Annotated in this window: 27 protein-coding genes; 17 read left to right on the top strand and 10 right to left on the bottom strand. The window is 69.5% G+C overall.

Annotated features, from left to right (window positions below; all coding sequences use genetic code 11):
* Nucleotides 1-34: 34 nt before the first annotated feature.
* Genes FGL94_RS09260 through FGL94_RS09270 form a run of 3 tightly spaced genes read left to right on the top strand, consistent with a single transcriptional unit; the run spans nt 35 to nt 2302 of the window.
* Nucleotides 35-1048, top strand: a complete 1014-nt coding sequence (locus FGL94_RS09260; RefSeq protein WP_144923903.1) for an ABC transporter permease — start codon at nt 35-37, stop codon at nt 1046-1048.
* Nucleotides 1045-1962, top strand: coding sequence for an ABC transporter permease (locus tag FGL94_RS09265; protein WP_144923905.1), 918 nt, complete (start codon nt 1045-1047; stop codon nt 1960-1962). The genes FGL94_RS09260 and FGL94_RS09265 overlap by 4 nt, the downstream gene beginning before the upstream one ends.
* The gene (locus FGL94_RS09270; protein WP_144923908.1) at nt 1955-2302 is read left to right on the top strand and encodes a DUF7268 family protein; all 348 of its coding nucleotides are present in this window, start codon (nt 1955-1957) and stop codon (nt 2300-2302) included. Before FGL94_RS09265 ends, FGL94_RS09270 begins: the two co-directional genes overlap by 8 nt.
* A gap of 183 nt (nt 2303-2485) precedes the next feature.
* On the opposite strand, the gene FGL94_RS09275 is transcribed toward FGL94_RS09270, so the two are convergent.
* The 5 genes from FGL94_RS09275 to FGL94_RS09295 form a co-directional block, all read right to left on the bottom strand.
* Nucleotides 2486-2761 (bottom strand): DUF3194 domain-containing protein, encoded by a 276-nt coding sequence (locus FGL94_RS09275; RefSeq protein ID WP_144923911.1) that lies wholly within the window; start codon nt 2759-2761, stop codon nt 2486-2488.
* Between the two features lie 6 nt (nt 2762-2767).
* Nucleotides 2768-3154, bottom strand: coding sequence for a prefoldin subunit beta (locus tag FGL94_RS09280; RefSeq protein ID WP_144925000.1), 387 nt, complete (start codon nt 3152-3154; stop codon nt 2768-2770).
* A 114-nt stretch (nt 3155-3268) separates the two neighbouring features.
* A complete protein-coding gene (locus FGL94_RS09285; protein ID WP_144923914.1) occupies nt 3269-3553 on the bottom strand; it encodes a KEOPS complex subunit Pcc1 in 285 nt (94 codons plus the stop codon).
* Nucleotides 3554-3580: 27 nt separating this feature from the next.
* Entirely contained in the window at nt 3581-3715 is a 135-nt protein-coding gene (locus FGL94_RS09290) for a DNA-directed RNA polymerase subunit P (RefSeq protein WP_004049526.1), read from the bottom strand.
* 4 nt (nt 3716-3719) lie between these two features.
* Nucleotides 3720-3986: an eL43 family ribosomal protein gene (locus tag FGL94_RS09295; protein ID WP_008004716.1), complete on the bottom strand. Its 267-nt coding sequence runs from the start codon at nt 3984-3986 to the stop codon at nt 3720-3722.
* Nucleotides 3987-4601: 615 nt separating this feature from the next.
* Between FGL94_RS09295 and FGL94_RS09300 the strand changes: the two genes are divergently transcribed.
* The 7 genes from FGL94_RS09300 (at nt 4602) to FGL94_RS09330 (ending at nt 10974) form a co-directional block, all read left to right on the top strand.
* Nucleotides 4602-5537, top strand: a complete 936-nt coding sequence (locus FGL94_RS09300; RefSeq protein WP_144923917.1) for a thiazole biosynthesis protein — start codon at nt 4602-4604, stop codon at nt 5535-5537.
* 95 nt (nt 5538-5632) lie between these two features.
* Nucleotides 5633-6142, top strand: coding sequence for a metal-dependent hydrolase (locus FGL94_RS09305; protein WP_144923920.1), 510 nt, complete (start codon nt 5633-5635; stop codon nt 6140-6142).
* 107 nt (nt 6143-6249) lie between these two features.
* Nucleotides 6250-8007: a pyruvate kinase gene (pyk, locus tag FGL94_RS09310; RefSeq protein WP_144923923.1), complete on the top strand. Its 1758-nt coding sequence runs from the start codon at nt 6250-6252 to the stop codon at nt 8005-8007.
* Nucleotides 8008-8093: 86 nt separating this feature from the next.
* Complete coding sequence (locus FGL94_RS09315; protein ID WP_144923926.1) at nt 8094-8351, top strand: DUF7312 domain-containing protein; 258 nt, start codon at nt 8094-8096, stop codon at nt 8349-8351.
* A 100-nt stretch (nt 8352-8451) separates the two neighbouring features.
* The gene (locus FGL94_RS09320; protein ID WP_144923929.1) at nt 8452-9078 is read left to right on the top strand and encodes an NfeD family protein; all 627 of its coding nucleotides are present in this window, start codon (nt 8452-8454) and stop codon (nt 9076-9078) included.
* Nucleotides 9079-9339: 261 nt separating this feature from the next.
* Nucleotides 9340-9810 carry a Rieske (2Fe-2S) protein gene (locus tag FGL94_RS09325; protein ID WP_144923931.1) on the top strand — a complete coding sequence of 157 codons (471 nt, stop codon included), beginning with the start codon at nt 9340-9342 and terminating at the stop codon, nt 9808-9810.
* Nucleotides 9811-9924: 114 nt separating this feature from the next.
* Entirely contained in the window at nt 9925-10974 is a 1050-nt protein-coding gene (locus FGL94_RS09330; protein ID WP_144923935.1) for a hypothetical protein, read from the top strand.
* 24 nt (nt 10975-10998) lie between these two features.
* On the opposite strand, the gene FGL94_RS09335 is transcribed toward FGL94_RS09330, so the two are convergent.
* Nucleotides 10999-11445 (bottom strand): DUF5788 family protein, encoded by a 447-nt coding sequence (locus tag FGL94_RS09335; protein WP_144923938.1) that lies wholly within the window; start codon nt 11443-11445, stop codon nt 10999-11001.
* An 82-nt stretch (nt 11446-11527) separates the two neighbouring features.
* Here FGL94_RS09335 and FGL94_RS09340 point away from each other — a divergent pair, with 82 nt between their 5' ends.
* Nucleotides 11528-12283: a YkgJ family cysteine cluster protein gene (locus FGL94_RS09340; RefSeq protein WP_144923941.1), complete on the top strand. Its 756-nt coding sequence runs from the start codon at nt 11528-11530 to the stop codon at nt 12281-12283.
* 24 nt (nt 12284-12307) lie between these two features.
* Here the strand turns inward: FGL94_RS09340 and FGL94_RS09345 are convergent, their stop codons facing one another.
* Nucleotides 12308-13213, bottom strand: a complete 906-nt coding sequence (locus FGL94_RS09345; protein ID WP_144923944.1) for a dihydrodipicolinate synthase family protein — start codon at nt 13211-13213, stop codon at nt 12308-12310.
* A gap of 105 nt (nt 13214-13318) precedes the next feature.
* Entirely contained in the window at nt 13319-14416 is a 1098-nt protein-coding gene (locus FGL94_RS09350; protein ID WP_144925003.1) for a bactofilin family protein, read from the bottom strand.
* Nucleotides 14417-14643: 227 nt separating this feature from the next.
* Between FGL94_RS09350 and FGL94_RS09360 the strand changes: the two genes are divergently transcribed.
* Nucleotides 14644-14814, top strand: a complete 171-nt coding sequence (locus FGL94_RS09360; RefSeq protein WP_345775941.1) for a hypothetical protein — start codon at nt 14644-14646, stop codon at nt 14812-14814.
* 60 nt (nt 14815-14874) lie between these two features.
* Nucleotides 14875-15291, top strand: coding sequence for a TRAM domain-containing protein (locus FGL94_RS09365; protein ID WP_144923946.1), 417 nt, complete (start codon nt 14875-14877; stop codon nt 15289-15291).
* A gap of 1 nt (nt 15292) precedes the next feature.
* Here FGL94_RS09365 and FGL94_RS09370 read toward each other — a convergent pair whose 3' ends face one another.
* Together FGL94_RS09370 and FGL94_RS09375 are read right to left on the bottom strand one after the other, a co-directional pair.
* A complete protein-coding gene (locus tag FGL94_RS09370; RefSeq protein WP_144923948.1) occupies nt 15293-16039 on the bottom strand; it encodes a class I SAM-dependent methyltransferase in 747 nt (248 codons plus the stop codon).
* Between the two features lie 75 nt (nt 16040-16114).
* Nucleotides 16115-16534, bottom strand: a complete 420-nt coding sequence (locus FGL94_RS09375; protein ID WP_144923950.1) for a pyridoxamine 5'-phosphate oxidase family protein — start codon at nt 16532-16534, stop codon at nt 16115-16117.
* Nucleotides 16535-16658: 124 nt separating this feature from the next.
* Between FGL94_RS09375 and FGL94_RS09380 the strand changes: the two genes are divergently transcribed.
* The 4 genes from FGL94_RS09380 to FGL94_RS09395 all read left to right on the top strand — a co-directional run bounded on the left by FGL94_RS09380 (nt 16659) and on the right by FGL94_RS09395 (nt 19222).
* On the top strand, nt 16659-16931 hold the full coding sequence (locus tag FGL94_RS09380) for a MarR family transcriptional regulator (protein WP_008004753.1): 273 nt from the start codon (nt 16659-16661) through the stop codon (nt 16929-16931).
* A 109-nt stretch (nt 16932-17040) separates the two neighbouring features.
* The gene (locus FGL94_RS09385; RefSeq protein WP_144923952.1) at nt 17041-17997 is read left to right on the top strand and encodes a glycosyltransferase; all 957 of its coding nucleotides are present in this window, start codon (nt 17041-17043) and stop codon (nt 17995-17997) included.
* A gap of 98 nt (nt 17998-18095) precedes the next feature.
* Nucleotides 18096-18914 carry an imidazole glycerol phosphate synthase subunit HisF gene (hisF, locus tag FGL94_RS09390; protein WP_144923954.1) on the top strand — a complete coding sequence of 273 codons (819 nt, stop codon included), beginning with the start codon at nt 18096-18098 and terminating at the stop codon, nt 18912-18914.
* A 125-nt stretch (nt 18915-19039) separates the two neighbouring features.
* Nucleotides 19040-19222: a DUF7511 domain-containing protein gene (locus FGL94_RS09395; RefSeq protein ID WP_144923956.1), complete on the top strand. Its 183-nt coding sequence runs from the start codon at nt 19040-19042 to the stop codon at nt 19220-19222.
* The last annotated feature ends 171 nt before the right edge of the window (nt 19223-19393 follow it).

Consider the following 19393-nt stretch of genomic DNA (forward strand, 5'->3'; position numbering starts at 1 on the left):
ATTTTTTGACCGTCCCACGCGCCGATACGTCTGAATGGTCTCCAAACGCTTCGTCTTGAAACGCCTGCTCATGCTGTTCCCCGTGTTGTTCGGGGTCGCGACGGTGGTTTTCGCCATCCTCCACCTCTCGCCGGGCGATCCGGCAGTGGTCATCGCGGGCGAGCGAGCGAGCCAAGAGTTCGTCAACCAGATCCGGTCTGACCTGGGGCTCGACGACCCGCTCTGGCAGCAGTACATTCGGTTCCTGGGGGAGGTCGCGACGTTCGACTTCGGTCAGTCCTACCAGGTGAACCGCGGCACGCCGGTGAGCGAGATTCTCACGGACCGGCTCCCGATCACGATCGAACTCGCGCTGCTCGGCCAGTTCGCCGGCCTCCTGTTCGGGCTTCCACTGGGTATCTTGAGCGCGGTCAAACAGGACACGTGGACCGATCACCTCACCCGCATCGGCGCACTGAGCGGAATCAGCATCCCGATCTACTGGAGCGGTCCGCTGCTCATCCTGCTTTTCGCGCAGTTCCTCGGACTGCTTCCGACCAGCGGCCGGATCGGATCGGCGTACTTCGTCGACCCGGTCACGGGGTTCATCCTCGTCGACACGCTGTTGGCCGGGAACTTCGCGGCGTTCCGGTCCGCGGTCACCCACCTGTTGTTACCGGTCGTGGTGCTCGGCATCTACCAGATGGCGCTGCTCTCGCGGATGATGCGCTCGTCGATGGTGGAGGTGATCCGCCAAGACTTCATGCGGACTGCCCGGGCGAAGGGGCAGGGCTCGAAGATCACCGTGATGAAACACGGGCTTCGTAACGCCTTCATCCCCGTCATCACCGTGATCGGCATCCAGTTCGGATCGCTGCTCGGCGGTGCGGTCCTCACAGAGACGGTCTTCGAAATCAACGGCATCGGCACGCTGCTCGTCGACGCGATCAATCGCAGCGACTACCCCGTCGTGCAAGGAACTGTCCTCGTCTTCGCCGTGTTGTACACGCTGGTCAACCTGGGCGTCGATCTCACCTACTCGATCCTCGATCCCCGCATCGAACAATGAGTACAGAAACACAGACCGAAACCGTCGAACGAGGCATCGTCGAGCGCCTGCGAGCGAGCCCGTTCCTCTCGCAGCTCGTCTCGAACCGACTCGCGGTCACCGGGATCGTCATCATCGTGGGCGTCGTCCTGCTCGCCATCTACGCGCGGCTCACCTACAACATCAGCGACCTCATGGCGACCCAGTTCGGCACGAACCCCTCCGAGGCCTCGCCCAGCCTGGAGTACCTGTTCGGCACCGACGGGCAGGCGCGCGACATCTTCCCGCGGGTGCTGTACGGGGCCTGGTACGCCGTCCTCTACGGGACCGTCACCGTCGCGGCGTCGACGTTCCTCGGGGTCGGCCTCGGGATCGTCGCGGCGTACTACGGTGACCTCACGGACAACCTCATCATGCGGACGATGGACGTCCTGCTGTCGTTCCCGTCGCTCCTCCTAGCGCTCGCGCTCGTCACGATCTTCCCGGAGGAGCTGGGGCTGTGGCGTGCCGTCGGCGCGCTGACGCTCGTGTACACGCCGCGGTTCGCTCGCGTGGTCCGGGGAGCGGCGCTGAAGGTGCTCGAAGACGAGTACACCGACGCCACGAAGGCGCTCGGCGCGACCGACCCGCGGCTGCTCGTCCGCCACATCCTCCCGAACTGCCTCGCGCCGATCACCGTCCAGTCGACGCTCAACTACGGGCTCGCGATCATCGACATCGCGGCGCTGTCGTTCCTCGGCTTCGGCGCCAGTCCGGGGGAACCGACGTGGGGGATGATGCTCTCGAACGGCGTCGAGTTCGGGCTGTTCTCCGGGGCGTGGTGGTGGTCCTTCTTCCCCGGGCTGCTGCTCGCGCTGACGGTGCTCGGGTTCAACCTCCTCGGCGACGGGATGCGCGACGCGCTCGACCCCCGGATGCGAGAGACCGTTGACTGAACGCGACCTCCGCCCGTTCGGTCGAGCGGTCGCGCGGTGGGTCGGCGTCGGCGGTCTCGTCGGCGTCGCCGTCGCGGCCGTGCTGTTCCCGGTCGTCGGGTCGCGAGCCGCAACCGATACCTCCTTCGCGCTCGGCGCGCTGGTGTTCGGATTCGGCGTTGCGACGTGGGGCGGGACCGTCGGCTTCGGCGAGTCGATGGTCGCCGTACAGGACCACCTCGAGGGCGAGTCGTCGTGGACCCGGTCAGGGGCCCGACAGGCGTTCGCCGTGCTGACCTGGATCGGCGTCGGCTGGTCGGCCGCGGCGGTCGCGATGTCGATCGCGCTCGTCGGGCTGTGAAGTCGACAGTCGCGTCCGTTCAACGCGTTTCCACCCCCGAGTGTCGTCGTTACCGTGCCCGCCCGCGGGTCGGGCCGACGGAAGTCCGTAGGCATCGCGAACGCGTCGCTATCTCGCGCGGAACAGAATCGAAAAGGGTGCCGCGACGGTGTCGACCGTGCGGCGCCGCCGGCGACCGCCGTGCTACTCCGCGAACAGCTCGTCGACCGCCTCGCCGGCGGTCTCGGCCGCTTCGCGGGCGACGGCGTCCGGGTCGGGGTCGTCGGGGGCGTTCAGGTAGACGTCGACGTCGAGCACGCCCTCCTCGAACGTGACCGTCACGTCCAGGTCGGTCACCGCCGACTGGTCGTAGTGGGCGAACACGACGCCCTCGGCCGCCTCCGCGGCGGTGCGGACGACTTCCTCGTCCGTGGGCCCGTCGTCTCCGTCAACCGATTCGTCGCTCGATTCGCTCGACATCGACGCTTACGCGCCGCCCGCGCCCGGACCGCCCGGACCCATCGGGCCGCCGCCGCCGGCGCCGCCCTGGAGCATCTGCTGGAGCTCGCCCTGCAGGTCGTCGAACTGCTCTTGAACGCGCTCCTCCTGCTTTTCGAGCTGCTCGGCGCGCACTTCGAGGGAGTCGACCTTGTTCTCGAGGTCGTCGTAGGCGGACTCGTAGTCCGTCTCGACGAGGACCTCGCCGATCTCGCGGTACATCCCGGCGTCCTCGTCGACGTCTTCGAGGGCGTCGAGCGCCGTCTTGGACTCGTTGAGCGCGGACTGCGCCTGCTCTTTCTGCTCGGCGACCTGCTGTGCGGTCTCCTGCAGCTCCTGCAGCTCCTCGATCTTCTCCTGTGCCTCGGGCGGCATGTTCCCTTGCATGGGCGAGATGAGGCGTCCCGGACGGAAAAACCCCCGACTTCTCCATCAGCGATCGGTTCGGTGGGTACAGCCCCGTAGCGTCGGGGTATCGGCGGGTCGTCGCTATCCTCGACCGCGCCCAGTCCCGACGCGCTCGGCGACCTCGACGAGCCGCGACCAGCTGTTGATCCCGGCGCGGAGGGCGACGAGGTCGTCGGCGACGACGCGGACGCGGACCGCGTCGCCGTCGCGGGAGACGGTCGCGGCGGAGCGGGCGTCGTCTATCTCGCCGACTTCGGGTTCGAGTGCGGCGCCGACGAGACGCGCGCGCCGCTGGGAGGGGTAGCGAAACGAGAGAACCGTCTCGTGCGCGCGGTCGGCGGTCGCGGTGACGGGATCGGCAGTCACGATGACGGGTCGGGGTCGAAACGGGGATTACTCGACGTTGACTTCCTTCACGTCGCCGCCGCGCTCCTTCAGGAGGACGCGGTGGCCGCAGTACGGGCAGCGCACGCCGCCGTACTCGTCGAGGGTGACGTCGCGCTTACAGCGAGAGCACTTGTAGCTCATCGCCTTACTCCTCGTCGGCGAGCGCGGCGCGGATGGAGCGGCGAACGGTGCGACCGCCGGGCGTCTCGGGGCGGTACGCGCCGCCGGTGAACGTCTCGCCGGTCTCCTCGTTGACCCAGATGCCGGTACCCTTACGCGTGACGTCGTCGCCGTCGACGGTGGCGTTCTGCATCTCCTCTTCGATGTCCTGGACCCGCTTGCGGGAGACCCGGCCGTAGCGGGCGCCGAATCGGCCCGCGCTGCCGGTGCTTCGTGCCTTGTCCTCAGCCATAGTGACTGCGTCTACCGCCAGCGAGCGTAAAAAGGCTACGAGTCGGGGGCGTCAGGAAGGGGGACGACGAGCCGACCGAACCCGAGGTGCGGGAATCGCCGCGTATCGACGGCGATACGGTGTTTAAACGGCTGAGCGATGCGACGGTCACTTATAAACGAACGAGGCGGTGGCGCGCCTCCGACCGGCCGCCACCGGCGACCGCGAGGAGTCCGCGAGGGACGCTGAGAGCGCTCGGAGAGCGCGAACCGCGAGGCTGGGGAGGCGTGAGGTGCGGGGCGGTGCTGTGTGGGGTGGGACTCAAAGGGGCAGTCGCGATTTCCGCGAGCGAAGCGAGCGGCAAGACGGGAGACGGAGTCTCCCGGAAGGACGAAGACGCGCGACGCAAGTAGCGAGGGACCGAAGGTCCCTCGGACAGCCGGCGGCGAAGCCGCCGGCGAGACCGCAGGAGCGAGCGCATCGAGCGACGAGGACCACAGCGAGCGCATCGAGCCGTCGCGACTGGGGCTTTGGCGGCGTTGAAGATGTTTGCAGTCGATCCACCGTCATGTCTTATAAGCACAGCCGCGTATCGACCGCAACGTCTTTTACTACCTAGTAATATTACTTGGTTGTATGCACGGATTCGACGGCTTCAGCGACGTGAGCGAGACCGACGTGACGAAGGCCATCGGCAACGAGTGGACCGACGGGTTCCTCGATTTCACCGACTCCGAGGTGATTATCCTCGGCGGCGGCCCGTCGGGGCTGATGGCGGCCAAGGAGCTGGCCGAGCGCGGCGTGAAGGTGATGATCGTCGAGAAGAACAACTACCTCGGCGGCGGGTTCTGGCTCGGCGGGTTCCTGATGAACACGGTGACGGTGCGAGACCCCGCACAGGAGATCCTCGGCGACCTCGACGTGGACTACGAGCCGGTCGACGACGTGGACGGCCTCTACACCGCCGCCGGCCCCGAGGCCTGCTCAGGGCTGATCAAGGCGGCCTGCGACGCCGGCGCGCGCGTCCAGAACATGACGGAGTTCACCGACCTGGTCGTCCGCGAGGACCACCGCGTCGGCGGGATCGTGATGAACTGGACGCCGGTCCACGCGCTTCCCCGCGAGATCACCTGCGTCGATCCCATCGCGGTCGAGTCCGACCTCGTGATCGACGCGACCGGCCACGACGCGGTCGCGATCAGTAAGCTCGACGAGCGCGGCGTCCTCTCGGCGCCCGGCATCGAGCACGCGAAGGAGCACAACACCGGGATGGACCAGACGGGGGACGGCGAGTACGGCGCCCCGGGACACGACTCCCCGGGCCACGATTCGATGTGGGTCGGCGAGAGCGAGGACGCGGTCGTCGAGCACACCGGCGTCGTCCACGACGGCCTGATCGCGTCCGGCATGGCGGTCGCGACGGCTCACGGGCTCCCGCGGATGGGTCCGACGTTCGGCGCGATGCTGGTCTCCGGAAAGCGCGCCGCGCAGGCCGCCCTCGACGAACTCGGCGTCGACGAGCCCGAAGTCCGGCTCTCCGCGAGCGACGCGCCGGCGCCGGCGGACGACTGAGACGACGCCCGTGCGATCGATGGCTGAGACGGATCTCCGCTGACGACATCCCCCTCCCCAACGGGTTTTTTATCGGCTACCCCCGAGCGTCACCTATGTACTGGCGAGGTCACGTCGGGATCGCGCTGCTCGCGTACGCGCCGGTCGCGGGGGCGATCCGGGCCGCCGGCGAGCCCGGACTGGCGGTCCTCGGCGCGGCGGTCGCCGTCGCGTTCGCGACGGTCCCCGACCTCGATCACCGGCTTCCGGTCGCGCACCGGGGCCCGACACACACGATCGCGTTCGCGGTCGCTGCGGGCGCGTCCGTCGCTTTCGCGGCCGCGATAGCCGTCCCCGCGGGCGACGGGGCCGCTCTCTTCCCCCCGAGAGTCGGAACCGGCCTTCCGCCGTGGACCCCGGCGTTCGTCGGGGGCGTCGCGACGCTCTCCCTCGGTTCGCACATCGCCGGCGACGCGATCACGCCGATGGGGATCTGGCCGCTCCGCCCGTTTCGGGAGCGGCACGTCACGTTCGATCTGACGCCGGCCGCGAACTCCCGCGCGAACCGGCTATTCCTCGGTGCCGGCGTCGCCGCCCTCGCGCTATCGATCGCGCTCACGCTCTGAGGGGTCTGCCTCGGGACCGCGACCGCCGGCCAGCAACCGTCACGAACGTTCACTCGGTGACGACTCAACCGTGTGGCTTTTTCCGCCCCTGCGCCGAATCCGGCGACATGCGAAACGCCAAAATCGTCTGTACGATCGGTCCCGCGTCGGACGACCGGGATACGATCCGCGACCTCGCCGACGCGGGGATGTCCGTCGTCCGGCTGAACGCCAGCCACGGGACGACGGACCACCGCGAGGAAGTCATCGAACGCGCCCGCGCCGTCGACGCCGAGATCGACGATCCCCTCGCGGTGATGGTCGACCTGAAGGGGCCGGAAGTCCGGACCGCCGAGCTCGACGAGCCGATCCAGCTCGCGACCGGGTCCGAGGTGACGTTCGCGGAGGGCGACGACGCCACGCCCGAACGCGTGGGTCTCACACACTCCATCGCGGCCGCGGGGCCGGGCGACACGATCCTCCTCGACGACGGTCGGATCGAGTGCCGAGTCGAGCGCGTCGACGGCGAGTCGGTCGTCGCCACCGTCGTCTCGGGCGGAGAGCTCAGCTCCCGGAAGGGCGTCAACCTCCCGGGCGTCGCCATCGACGTGGACCTGATCACGCCGGCGGACGAGGCCGAACTCGACCTGGCCGTCCGAGCGAACGCCGACTTCGTCGCCGCCTCCTTCGTGCGCGACGCCGAGGACGTCTACCGGATCGCGGACGCGCTGGAGGAGCGCGGCGACGGGGATATCCCCGTCGTCGCGAAGATCGAGCGAGCGGGCGCGGTCGAGAACCTCGACGGGATCGTCGACGCCGCCGACGGCGTGATGGTCGCCCGCGGCGACCTCGGCGTGGAGTGCCCGCTGGAGGACGTGCCCGTCATTCAAAAGCGGATCATCCGCAAGTGCGTCAACGCGGGCGTCCCAGTCATCACGGCGACGGAGATGCTCGACTCGATGGTCTCCTCTCGCCGCCCCACCCGAGCCGAGGCCTCGGACGTCGCCAACGCCGTCCTCGACGGCACCGACGCCGTGATGCTCTCCGGAGAGACCGCCATCGGAGACGACCCCGTCAACGTCGTCGAGACGATGGACCGGATCGTCCGGCAGGTCGAGTCCAGCGACGAGTACGCGGAGACGCGCGAACAGCGCGTCCCGGCCGCCGCGGAGGGCTCGCGGACCGAGGCGCTGGCCAGGTCCGCGCGCTACCTCGCGCGCGACATCGGCGCCTCCACGGTCGTCGCCGTCTCGGAGTCCGGGTTCACGGCCCGCAAGACGGCGATGTTCCGACCGGGCGTCCCCGTGGTCGCGACGACGCCGAACGACCGCGTCCGGCGCCAGCTCGCGCTCTCGTGGGGGGTTCGCCCCGTCCTGACCGAGTACGCCCACGACATGGAGACGATCCTCGACAACGCGGTCGACGCCGCGCTCGACCGCGGCGGGGCCGCCTCCGGTGACACCCTCGTCGTGCTCTCGGGCATGCTGACCGAGTTCGAGGGGACGAACACGACGAACACGCTCAAGGTCCATGTCGCCGCCGAGACGCTGGTGACCGGCAAGGCGGTCGTCGCCGGCAGCGTCGCAGCCCCCGTGTACCGCACCGCCGACGGCGACCTGAGCGAGGTCCCCAACGGGTCGATCGTCGCTCTCGGCCCGAGTTTCGAGGGGGAGTTCACGGGCGACCTCGACGCGCTCGCCGGGATCGTCGACGCCCGCGAGGGGATGACGGGGTACCCGGCCGTGGTCGCTCGCGAACTCGGCGTCCCGATGGTCTCGGGCGCGGGCCTCCCCGAGAGCGTGACCGACGGAACCGTGGTGACGGTCGACGGCGAGCGCGGCGTCGTCTACGACGGCGACGTGATCGCGGCGGCGCGGAAGCGGTAGGGCGCGGACGGCAGCATCCGACACCGCCCCGCCCGACGCGGCCCCCGCCCGCCAGCCATTTACTGGTGAACCGCCTAGCCGCTGGTATGAGTAGCGACGACGGCCGCGACGAGGGGGACCGCGACGACGTGCGGAGCCGGGCGAACGAGACCCGGACGGACGACGAGGACGACGAGCGCGAGTGGCGGTTCGCCGTCGACGACGTGGGGCCGGACGGAGTCACCGAGGACACCCACACGCCCGAGACCGAGCCGATCGAACCCGAGTCGATCGACACCGAGCACGCCGTCTTCGTCGCGCTGGGGGTCGTGCTTACCGTGGGCGTGCTGCTGTTCGGGTTCTGACCGGTCGCCGTCGCGTTCCGACCGTTTCGTTCCGTCGTCGTGCCGTTTCGTTCCGTCGTCTCGTACCACCACTTATACCGTCACAGCCGTACGTCCGGATATGGACGTGCTCGTGCAGTCCGGACTGCTCTCCCCGGACACGCTGCCCCTGCTGTTGCTGACGGCCGGGCTATTGCTCTCGATGGCGGAGGCGCTCGCCCCGGGCGCGAACTTCATCGTGGTCGGCATCGCGCTGATCGGGGCTGGGCTCGGCGGCCTCCTCCTCACGTCGCTCGGGGTCGTCGGCGCGGGCCTGACCCTCGTCATGGCGATGCTGACGCTCGTGTTCGGCGCGGCGGCCTTCTACGGCTACCACGAGTTCGACCTGTACGGCGGAAAAGGTCAACAGCAGACGAGCGACAGCGCCGCGCTAAAGGGAAAGACCGGCGTCGTCACCGAGGAGGTGACCACCGCCGGCGGCGAGGTGAAGCTCTCTGGGGGCGGGTTCAACCCCCACTACTCCGCGCGCTCGATCGAGGGGACGATCGAGGTGGGCGAGGAGGTGATGGTCGTCGACCCCGGCGGCGGCAACGTCGTCACCGTGGAGTCGATGGGGTACGTCGAAGACGACATCGACAAGGAGCTCGCCGCGGACAGGGCGCGGAAGGAGGCGCGGCGGGAGACCGAAGCGAGCGCAGACGGCGACGAGCGAGAGACCGAGGCCGAAACTGAAACCGAACGCGAGTGATCGCGACGGGGAATCGATCACGTATTTAAACGGCTGAGTGACGACGACGATTATTTATAAACCGACGAGGCTGGGGAGGGGGTGAGGCTGCGGTCGCGGTACGAGTGGGACGCAAAGGGGCAGCCGGCGAGGCTGGGGCTTTGGCCGTGCTCACCGTCGATCTCCTCTCAATTACTTATAAGCGGCCGACCGGGCGTCGGAAGTCACCACAGAACTCTGCGCTATCGATCAGTTGAAACGCGACGCCGGCCACGGACGCGTATGGACGCGGACCGTCGGATCGCCGCCGTCGAGGAGGTTCCCGAGGACAGCACGCTGCTCGTGACGCTGCGACCGGTCGACGCCGGCGCGGTCGACGACGGCGACGGCGACGTGGGCGAGGGAGAGGACGGAACGCCCGAGGCCGAGGCGATCCTCACGCGGGCGGCCGGCGGGGTGCGCGCGTTCCGCAACTACTGCCAACACTGGACCGACGTGCGCCTCGACAAGGACGACGGGGCGTTCGTCCGGGACGGCGAGGTGTTCTGCCAGAAGCACGGCGCCACCTTCGAGGCCGACGGCGGCTACTGCAACTTCGGGCCCTGCGAGGGGGCCGTGCTGGAGTCTGTCGACGTGACCGTCGAGGGCGACGCGGTGTACCTCGCCGACGCCGCCTACGAGTTCGTCCGGCTCGGTCACTCGAACCGCGACGGCGACGCCGGCGACTCGCGGATCGACTTCACCGGGAACTGAGGGGTGATCGGGCCGACCGAAGCCGACGACGAGGCCGACCCCGAGGGCCCCGGAGACGACAGCGGCTCTTTGTGCAACGCCGACGCATTTATGTCAGGCCGACGAACGACCCGTATGAGCGATTCGAAGCCCTCCCGACGCCGGGTGCTCGCCGGCGGCCTCGCCGCGGCGGCGGGCGCGGTCGCCGGGTGCCTCGACGGGTCAGTGACCGGCGGTCCCGCGAACGGCGATGACGACGACCGCGTTCTCGCCCTCTCCCTCAGTGACCTCGGAGAGACCCTCCGGGACGGCGCCGTCGTCGATCCCGCGGAGACGGACCCGGGGTGGGACGAGGCGGCGTTCGCGGCCGCCCGCGACGGGGAGGAGTACACCACGCAGTACCGGACGCCGTTCCCGTCCGCGGGCGACGACCCGACGTACGCCCGCCACGAGGGGACGTACTACCGGCTGAGCTCGGTCGTCGTCGACGAGGCGGAAGCGACACGCCCCGTGCTCCGGCTGTTCGATGTCGACGAGGCCGCCGGGACCGACGAGGCCGACGACGGCAACGGAACCGACAGTGGTGACGACTCCGACCCCGTCGAGCAAACGGCCCTCCCCGAGGGCGACCGCCGCGCCGTCGAGATCGCGCACCGCTCGGCGCGGGCGCGGGGGAACTCGGGCGGCGTGCCGATCGGACTGGTGGAGCGCGGCGGCTACGTCTACCGCGACGAGGGCGCTATCGACGCGAGCGAGCTGCTCGCGACGGACGGGCCGAGTCGCGTCACGTACCGAGACACCGTCTACCGGGTCGAGGTCACGCGCGAGCGGTTCCACGAGCCCGTGCACCGCGCCGTCGCCGAGCCGGTCGCGGAGTCGCCGGAGCGGATGGAGGCGATCCTCCGAGCGCGCACGGTCGGCGCGCGGATCGACCGCGACGACCTCTCGGACGACGCGCGGCAGGTGATCGAGGCCGCGAGACACGACGGGTACGAGGAGTCGCACCCGTACTCCGAGGGCTACGCGGAGGTGCTCCGGGGGTTACACGAGCGCCCGTACCTCGACGGCAACATTCGGAAGGACGCGGGGTGGAGCGAGTCGGGGTCGGAGCGGGTCCGCTACGAGGACCGGTACTACGACTACCGGCTCCGGTTTCTGCCGGCCGCCAGCGACGGGGCTCCGTAGAACCGCGTCCGGCGGTCAGCTTCGTCAGAACCGCGTCCGCCCGCTCGCGCCGCCCGCGTCGTCCCGTCCGAGCGCCTTCTTCAGGAAGCTCATCCAGCGCTTCTGGTCGGCCGCCTCCTGTCGCTTCGCCTCCGTCTCCGGGTCGGGCGCGTCGAGCCCCTCCAAGGCGTCGAGCGCGCGGTCGATCCCGATGATCGAGGCCGCCAACTCCTCGCCGCGGTCGTAGTCGACCTCGTTCTCCTCGATGGGTTCGAGCCGCTCTAGGCGCTCGCGCCGGAGGTTCCGCTTCGCCCGCTCGACCCGGTCGCGCTCGCCGGGGGGAACCGTGTCGCGGCGCTTGATCTCGAAGACGAACGACCGCAGCTCGATCGGCTCCCCCTGGATCTCGATCTCCTCGGGGATCTCCGCGCCCACCGTCGACGCCTCGCGGTTGACGCGCTCGAGGAGCCCCTTCCGCTCGTACTCCTTCACGCCCGGTCGGTTGGGGGCGGTCGCACTTCGCTCCTTCGCCCCGAAGGAACGAGGTTAACCCGCCCGCACCGCAAGCGATCCCATGGAATCGCTCGAAGCCGAGCTCGAACGCGCCCGCGACCTCGACGCCGACGAGCTCGCCGACGCCATCGAGTCGATCGGCTTCGAGTGCACGCGCTGTGGCGGCTGCTGTACGGGCTACGCCCCCGACGAGCCCGGAGGCGCACCGGCGGGGATGGGGGAAGGAGAGGCAGCGGGAGCGGATGATCCCGACCGCGAACCCCACACGGCCACCGTCTTCCCGGACGAGGTCCGCGCCGTCGCCGACGCCGCCGAGGCGGAGTTCGGCGAGTCGTACGACTGGCGCGACGCGGCCCGGCCCATGCCCTTCGGGCTCTCCGCGGGCGACGACGGCGAGCCCGCGGGCGAGACGTTCGAGTGGGCGCTTGCGACCGACGACTGCGGCGACTGCACCTTCTACGAGGAGGCGGACGGGCAAGGGGCCTGTACCGTCCACGACGCCCGACCCCTCATCTGTCAGACGTACCCGTTCAGCGTCGCGCTCGACGGGACGAGCCAGCCGATGGGCGAGGCTGTCGACGCCGAGGGCGTCGTCCGCGCCCACGAGTGCGAGGGGCTCGGCCGCGACATCTCCCGCGAGGACGCCGAGGAACTGGCCGCGTCGCTGAAGGAGCGCGCGGTCCGCGAACTGGAGGAGGCGATCGGCGTCCGCGATAACTACGACCCGACCGCCGCCGAGCGCGCCGACGGCGACGTGGTCGTCTTCGACTCCGAGGGGCCGAAAGAGGCCGACGGAACGCCGATAGACGGGGACTGAGCCCGATACCGGGCCCGACGGTTTTCAAACGGCGTCCAGCGCCGCGTCGACGTCGTCGGCGATCGCCTCGCGTCCCGCCGCGTCGGGAAGCGTGAGCGGCGGGCGGACCCGGGGGTTCGGGATGAACCCGCGGTGCGCGGCCGCGACTTTCGCGGCGGGCGCGAAGCCGTACTCGGCACACCCGGCGAAAAGCGGGGCGATCGCCTCCCGGTGGAGCGCCAGCGCGCGGCCGTCGTCGCCGGCGCGGATCGCCTCGCGGAACGCGACGAACACCTCGGGGATCACCTGCGAGAGCGCGTTGATCCCGCCGTCGACGCCGAGCGACACGCTCGGGTACAGCAGGGCGTCGACGCCCTGGAAGACGGTGAAGGAGTCGGGGGTCCGGCTGAGGGCGGCGTCGATCCCGGAGACGTCGCCCGACGTGTCCTTCAGCCCGACGATCGACTCGTGCGCGGCGAGGTCGGCGGCGACCTCGGGGTCGATCGCTTCGCCGACCGCGGCCGGGATGTCGTACAGGTAGATCGGGAGCGCCGCGTCGTCCGCGACCTGTTCGAAAAAGGCACGCTGGCCGTCGGGACCCGTCGAGGTCTGGTAGTACGGGAGCGTGATGAGTCCCGCGTCGGCGCCCGCGTCGGCGGCGAAGCGCAGCCGATCGCGCACGCCCGAGACGGTCGTGTCCGCCGCGCCGGCGACCACGGAAACGCGGCCGTCGGCCGCCTCGACGACGGTCTCGATCGCCGTCCGACGCTCCTCGTCGGTGAGACTGGCGAACTCCCCGGTCGTCCCGCAGGGGACGATCCCGTCGAGACCGGCGTCGACGAGCGTCTCGACGTGATTCGCGAGCGCGTCGGTGTCGACGCCGCCGTCGGCGTCGAACGGCGTTACGATCGGTGACGAGACGGCTCCGTACTGGAACGATGGATCGCTCATGGGTCACGGTTCGACGGGCCGCGAGAAAGGCTTTGGTGCGGTGGCGGCAGTTGCCGGAGGCGGGAGCGACGCAGACAGGGAGAATCGCGCGACGCGGAGCCGGGGTCAGTCCATCTCGACCGGGTCGCCGTCGGCGGCGATCGCGTCGTTCCGCCCCCGGTACCGGTCTCTGAGTCCGAACGCGAGCGCGCCGAGCCCGAACAGGAGGACGAGCAGGTCGACGAGCCCGCCGACCCACGGGACCAGCCCGATCAGGGCGACCCCGACGACGCCGAGCAGGAGCGCGGCCCACCGGTTCGGCCTGTCGATCCGGTCGAGCGCCCGCGATCCGAGCGCGTACTGACCGTACACGGAGCCGACCCAGAGCGCGACGACGTAGGCCGCGATCCCGGCGAGCGCCAGCGGAATGCCGACGACCGTGATCGCCACGAGGGCGAGGAGGATCGGAACGACGATTAACGCGAGGAGCCCGACCCCGCCGCTGGCGAGCGGCCGGTCGCCGATCCGGTGCGCGACGCCACGCGAGAACCGGGGGAACGCGAGCAGGAGGACCGCGCCCAATGCGAGGTTGACCGCGACGCCGTACACGGGCCCGAACCACGACGGGACGAGGTCACCACCGAAGCCGACCCCGGTGTCGCCGCCGAGGCTGGTGTCCTCCACGACGCCGCCGGCGACGGTCGCGTCCGGGCTCCGGGTGAACTCGTCGGCGTCGTACCGGAACTCGCCGCCGACGTCCGCGTTGGGGCCGATGGCGACCGAGTCGGCGGCCGCGCGAACGTCCCCGCCGACCGCGCCGTCGACGGTTATCGAGCCCGCGCCGACATCGAGCGAGCCGTCGATTCGACCCGTCTCCATCAGATCGAAGGAGCCGGCACCGACCTCGGCGTCCCCGCCGACCGCGCCGGCGACGAGTACGGTCCCGGCGGCGACCTGGACGTTCCCGTCGACCCGCCCCGTCTCCGCGATCCGGACCGAGCCGGCCGCACCGGAGAGGTCGCCCTCGACGGTTCCGCGGACGACGATGGTCGCGGCCGCGCCCTCGAGGCCGTCGACCGTCTCTCCCTCGTCGACGACGATGGCTCCGGACGCGCCCGGGGCGGACTGGGCGGCCGCGAGCCCCGTCGCCAGCGGCGAGAGGAGCGCCATGATCGCGAGCGCGACGGCGATGCGACGACGCGTGCTGCTGTCCGAGGAGACCATATCGAAGGGATCTCTGTCGAAGTACATATGTTTATTCGTCAACTCGTTTCGGGGGCCGTCCGGCTGGGGCGACTCGTCTCGCGTCGAGACACGCACACGCACCGGGCCGGGTGTGTGCGCTCGCGCGGAGTGACAGCTCCGGTGTCACCGACTCTAACCGCACGCGACGGAGCAGCGTCGCGACCGCGAGCCGACAGTTCCCCTCGCGCGAAGCGCATCCCGATGCGGTGACGCGGTCCCCCGCCGAACGGGAAGAGGACGTGCTCGGGGCGCTCGCCCGTCGCCGGACCGGGTCGGTCGCCGACGTAGCCGCGGCCATCGAGTGTTCGCCGTCGACGGCGGGCACCAACCTCCGCAAGGGAGAGGCGGCGCTGGTCGACGCCTGCCTCGACGGGTGATCCGCGCGTGTCGGCGGTACAACTATACTGGTCCGTCTCCACGTTTCGCTGGAGTCTACTATGGAGATCTCAGAGAAGCTCCTTTGTCTGTTCAGCGCCGACGTTCGCGAGGAGAACGGCGAGTACGTCGTGGAAGTCCCGCGACGCGAGGTCGAGACCGGCTCGCTGGAGCCGGGCGAGACGTACCGCGTCGCGCTCATCTCCCGATCCGAGTCCGACGCGCCTGGGGCGACCGACGAGGGCATCGACGCCTCGGCGTCCCGCGCCGACGACGGGCCGCAGCCGCCGGTCGAGCCCGGGGAGATGCGCTACGTCGAGATCGAGGACCTCGGGAAGCAGGGCGACGGAATCGCCCGAGTCGAGCGTGGGTACGTGATCATCGTCCCGGACACGGAGGTCGGCGAGCGGGTGAAAATCGAGGTAACGGAGGTCAAATCGAACTTCGCGGTCGGCGAAGTCGTCGAGGAGTCGACCTAGCTCACTCGGCGGCGGCCCCGTCGTCGCCGGCGCCGTCCGCGGGGACCCGAGCGTCCCAGTAGGAGACGGACGCCACGTAATCGCCCGGTATCGTGTCTCCGACGAGCTCGTCTAGCACCCGGAACGGCTTCGCGACGGGACCGGGAAGCTCGCGGTAGAAGCCGTACGGAAGCACGAAGTCGTGTTCCTCTCCCGCGAGCGTGAGGTCCGCCTCGCCGAGCATGGCCGCGACCTGTCGCTCGGAGTAGAGCCGAGAGCCCATCGGGAGGAGCCAGGTGTACAGCGTCCGCAAGCTGCGGCTGTTGAACGTGTCGAAGAACACCTGATCCGCGCTGACGCGGCACAGCTCCGAGAGGAACGGGACCGGGTCGTCCATCAGGTGGAAAAACCGCATCGCGACCACCGAGTCGAAGTGGTCGTCCGGGAACGGGAGCCGGGAGGCGTCCCCGCGGACGAACTCGACCGTGTCGGACAGCCCTGCCGTCGCCGCCTTCTGCCGCCCCTGTTCGAGCATCTCGCGAGAGATGTCGATCCCGACGATGTTGGCCCCCTGATCCGCGAGCATCGTCGTGAACCGGCCGGTGCCGCAGGCGACCTCCAGCACGCGCTGTCCCTCCTCGATCGGTCCGAGCGCCGAGAGGACCGCCTCCTTCTCGCGGCGATCGATGAGCTCCCCGCCGCCGGAGAACCGTACGTCCTCGTACTCCTCCGCGACCTCGTCGGCCTGGTACCAGTCCTGTCCCTTCACGTTGTCCGTACTGCACACCCGACCGACAAAACCGTACTGGATACGGTCGGCGATTCGCTCGACGAGTCGACCCGATCAGCCGCTCGTCGTGACGTTCTCGGCCGGGATTTTCACCGGCACTCGCGGACCGGACTCCTCGCCGTGGTGCGGATACTCGTCGCCGTCGAAGTACCGCCGCGCGAGCTCGTCGATGTGCTCGGTCGCTCCCTCCTCGGTGAGCTCCGCCTCGCCGCGCACCGAGACGTACCGGTACGGGTCCGGCGAGTCGAGTACGCTCACGCCCACCTTCGGGCTCCGGCGGACGTTCCGCACCTTCTGGCGGCCGCGTGCCGTGTTGACGGACACGTACTCGCGGTCCCCGTGGTCTACCCACACCGGTGTCACGTGCGGCGTCCCGTCCGGCATCACCGTCGCGAAGTGAGCGTACGATTCGGACTCGGGGACGTCGACGTGAGACTCGGGGACCGCGGTGGACCGTACGCGCCACCGCGTCAAAATCTGCCTGATCGATCAAGATTGATGGTTCTCCGAGATGTGATATTAACACATTATATTATTGCAATCGAATTGCCCTATATGTAGCCAACCTTTACCAATAGGCGCGGACTGCACATGAGACATGAGTACCAGTCCCGCGGAGACCGCTGACCAGGATCGTTTGTCGGAGTCGGAGTACCGCGACCGCTTACGCGAACTCCCCCCGAGCGCTAAGCTCGTCGCGAAGGTGTTAGAGGGTGACGCCCCCCTCTCGCAGGGCGGCCTCGCCGACGAGTCGCTGCTCCCCGACCGGACCGTCCGCTACGCGCTCAACCGCCTCGAGGAGGAGGGCCTCGTCGACTCTCGCTACAGCTTCAAGGACGCGCGCAAGCAGGTGTACTACCTGACGGTCTGAACGCTCGCCGACCTGACAGTCCGAACGCTCGCCGACCGATTCTCGGCTCGGCCGCACGGTCGGCCCCGCACGGAGCCCTTTTTAATCCTTGGCCCCGATAGCTGACCGTATGGACCTCTCGGTCGTCGTTCCCACCCTTAACGGGCGAGACCGGTTGGCCGCCTGCCTCGACGCGCTGGCGGCCCACGCCCCCGACGCGGAGGTGGTCGTCGCCAACGGCCCCTCCGCCGACGGCACCACCGGGATGGTACGAGACCGCGACGACGTGGACGTGTTAGTGGAGATATCGGACCGCACAGTCAACGTCGCCCGCAACGCCGGCGTCGAGGTCGCGACGGGCGAGGTGGTCGCCCTCGTAGACTACGATAACCGGATCGAAGCGGGCTGGCTCGACGCCGTCCGCACCGGACTCGACGTCGCGGACGCCGTGACGGGGCCGGTGACGCCGATCGAGCCGGAAGAGAGGGAACACGACAGGGAAGTCGACGCCGACGAGCCCCGCGACGGCCCGGAGCGCCGGAGCATCGCGGGCACCGAGGTGACCTACTTCGAGGGCGGCAACGTCGCCTTCCGGCGCGAGGCGCTTCGGGACCTGGACGGCTTCGACGAGTACCTCCACACCGGCGGCGCACGGGACGCAGCCCACCGGTTGGCGCAGATGGGCCGAACCGTGGCGTGGCGCGAGGGCATGGCGGTCGCCAAGGCGCTCCCGAGCCCGACGGCGGCCGACGGCGGGCGCAGCGCCCGCGAGTGGGGGTGGAAGTACCGGGCGCTCGCGTACCGACTTTCGAAGAACTACGGAGTCCACCCGACTGCCATCGCGCGGGCCGGGACGCACGCGGCGACGGACGCGCTCGGAGCCGCGGGCGACGTGATCCGCGGCGAGTCGACCCCGTCGCGGTGGATCGCCACCGGCCGCGACGTGATTTTCGGGCTCGCCGGCGGGAGCTCCGACGGGCTCGTCGCGCGGAGCCGAGACCGGAGCCCGGCTCGGAACCCGAACGGCATCTCGAAGCGCGCCGACCGCGCCGTCGCGAAGTACGACCGGCGAGCGCCGGAGGAGTGACGGACCGCCCGGAGTCGGCCCGCGATCGACCGCCGGCGCGGACCGGCCGCCCGTCCCCGCGCCTTTTAACCCCAGCCGTCGCCAACGACCGGTAACGAATGGGACTCACGAAGCGGATCATCCCCTGTATCGACGTCGACCTCGACGACGACGGGGACGCGGCGGTGTACACGGGCGTCAACTTCGAGAACTTGGAGTACACCGGCGACCCGGTCGAGCTGGCGAAGAAGTACAACGCCGCGGGCGCCGACGAGTTCGTCTTCCTCGACATCACCGCGAGCGCGGACGGCCGCGAGACGATGCTCGACGTGGTGAACGCGGTCGCCGACGAGTGTTTCATCCCGCTGACGGTCGGCGGCGGCATCCGCACCAAAGCCGACATCAAGGAGACGCTCCGGGCGGGCGCGGACAAGGTGTCGATCACGACCGGCGCCTTAGAGCGCCCCGAGCTCATCGAGGAGGGCGCCGCGGCGTTCGGCAGCCAGTGTATCGTCATCTCCGTCGACGCGCGCCGCCGGTACGACGACGAGGGCGAGCACTTCTACGAGGACGAGGACGGCGAGACGGTGTGGTTCGAGTGCACCAAGAAGGGCGGCCGCGAGGGAACGGGTATCGACGCCGTCTCGTGGGCGAAAGAGGCCGAGGAGCGCGGCGCGGGCGAGCTGTTCGTCAACTCCATCGACAAGGACGGGACGAAGGACGGCTACGACATTCCCCTGATGAAAGCGGTGTGCGACGCCGTCTCGACGCCCGTCATCGCCTCCTCGGGCTGCGGCTCGCCCGAGGACATGTACGACGTGTTCACCGAGGCGAACGCCGACGCCGGGCTCGCGGCCTCCATCTTCCACTTCGGCGACTACTCGATCGAGGAGACGAAGGAGTACCTCGACGAGCGCGGTGTGCCCGTCCGGTTGTAGGGGGACGGAATCCGGTCTGTGGTTTTACTCGAGGGCCGGTTAATTTCCGATATCTACGGCGGTTGTTCCGTCGATCGCGACTGAAAACCAATACTTATTATTTGATCGGGAACGAATCGTGACGTATGTCCACGTCATCGACGCAGGTCCGTGCCGAGCGGTCGGAGCTCGTCTGTAAGCGGACTGACGGCGACTCCGACGGCGAGGAGGTGACGTTCTTCGAGCGGGACCGCGATCCCGACGAGCGGACGACCCGGTGGATCACGGTCCGCGCGGCGGACTGCGTGCCGGCGGACGAGTGGCGATAAGTTCGGTGTCTCTCGGTTTTTCACGCGTTGTCGGTGGGACGCCGTGTGCGTGAGCGGTGAGGTCCCAGTGTGCGTTTATATTGGCTGCCGAGGGATCGATAACGGACACTTCCAAAGCCCCGGCCGACTCCCTCGCGCGTGCTCTCGCCGGCGGCCGCTCGGCGACACGCG

Source organism: Halorubrum salsamenti (assembly GCF_007671685.1).
In the GTDB taxonomy this organism is placed as follows: Archaea; Halobacteriota; Halobacteria; order Halobacteriales; family Haloferacaceae; genus Halorubrum; species Halorubrum salsamenti.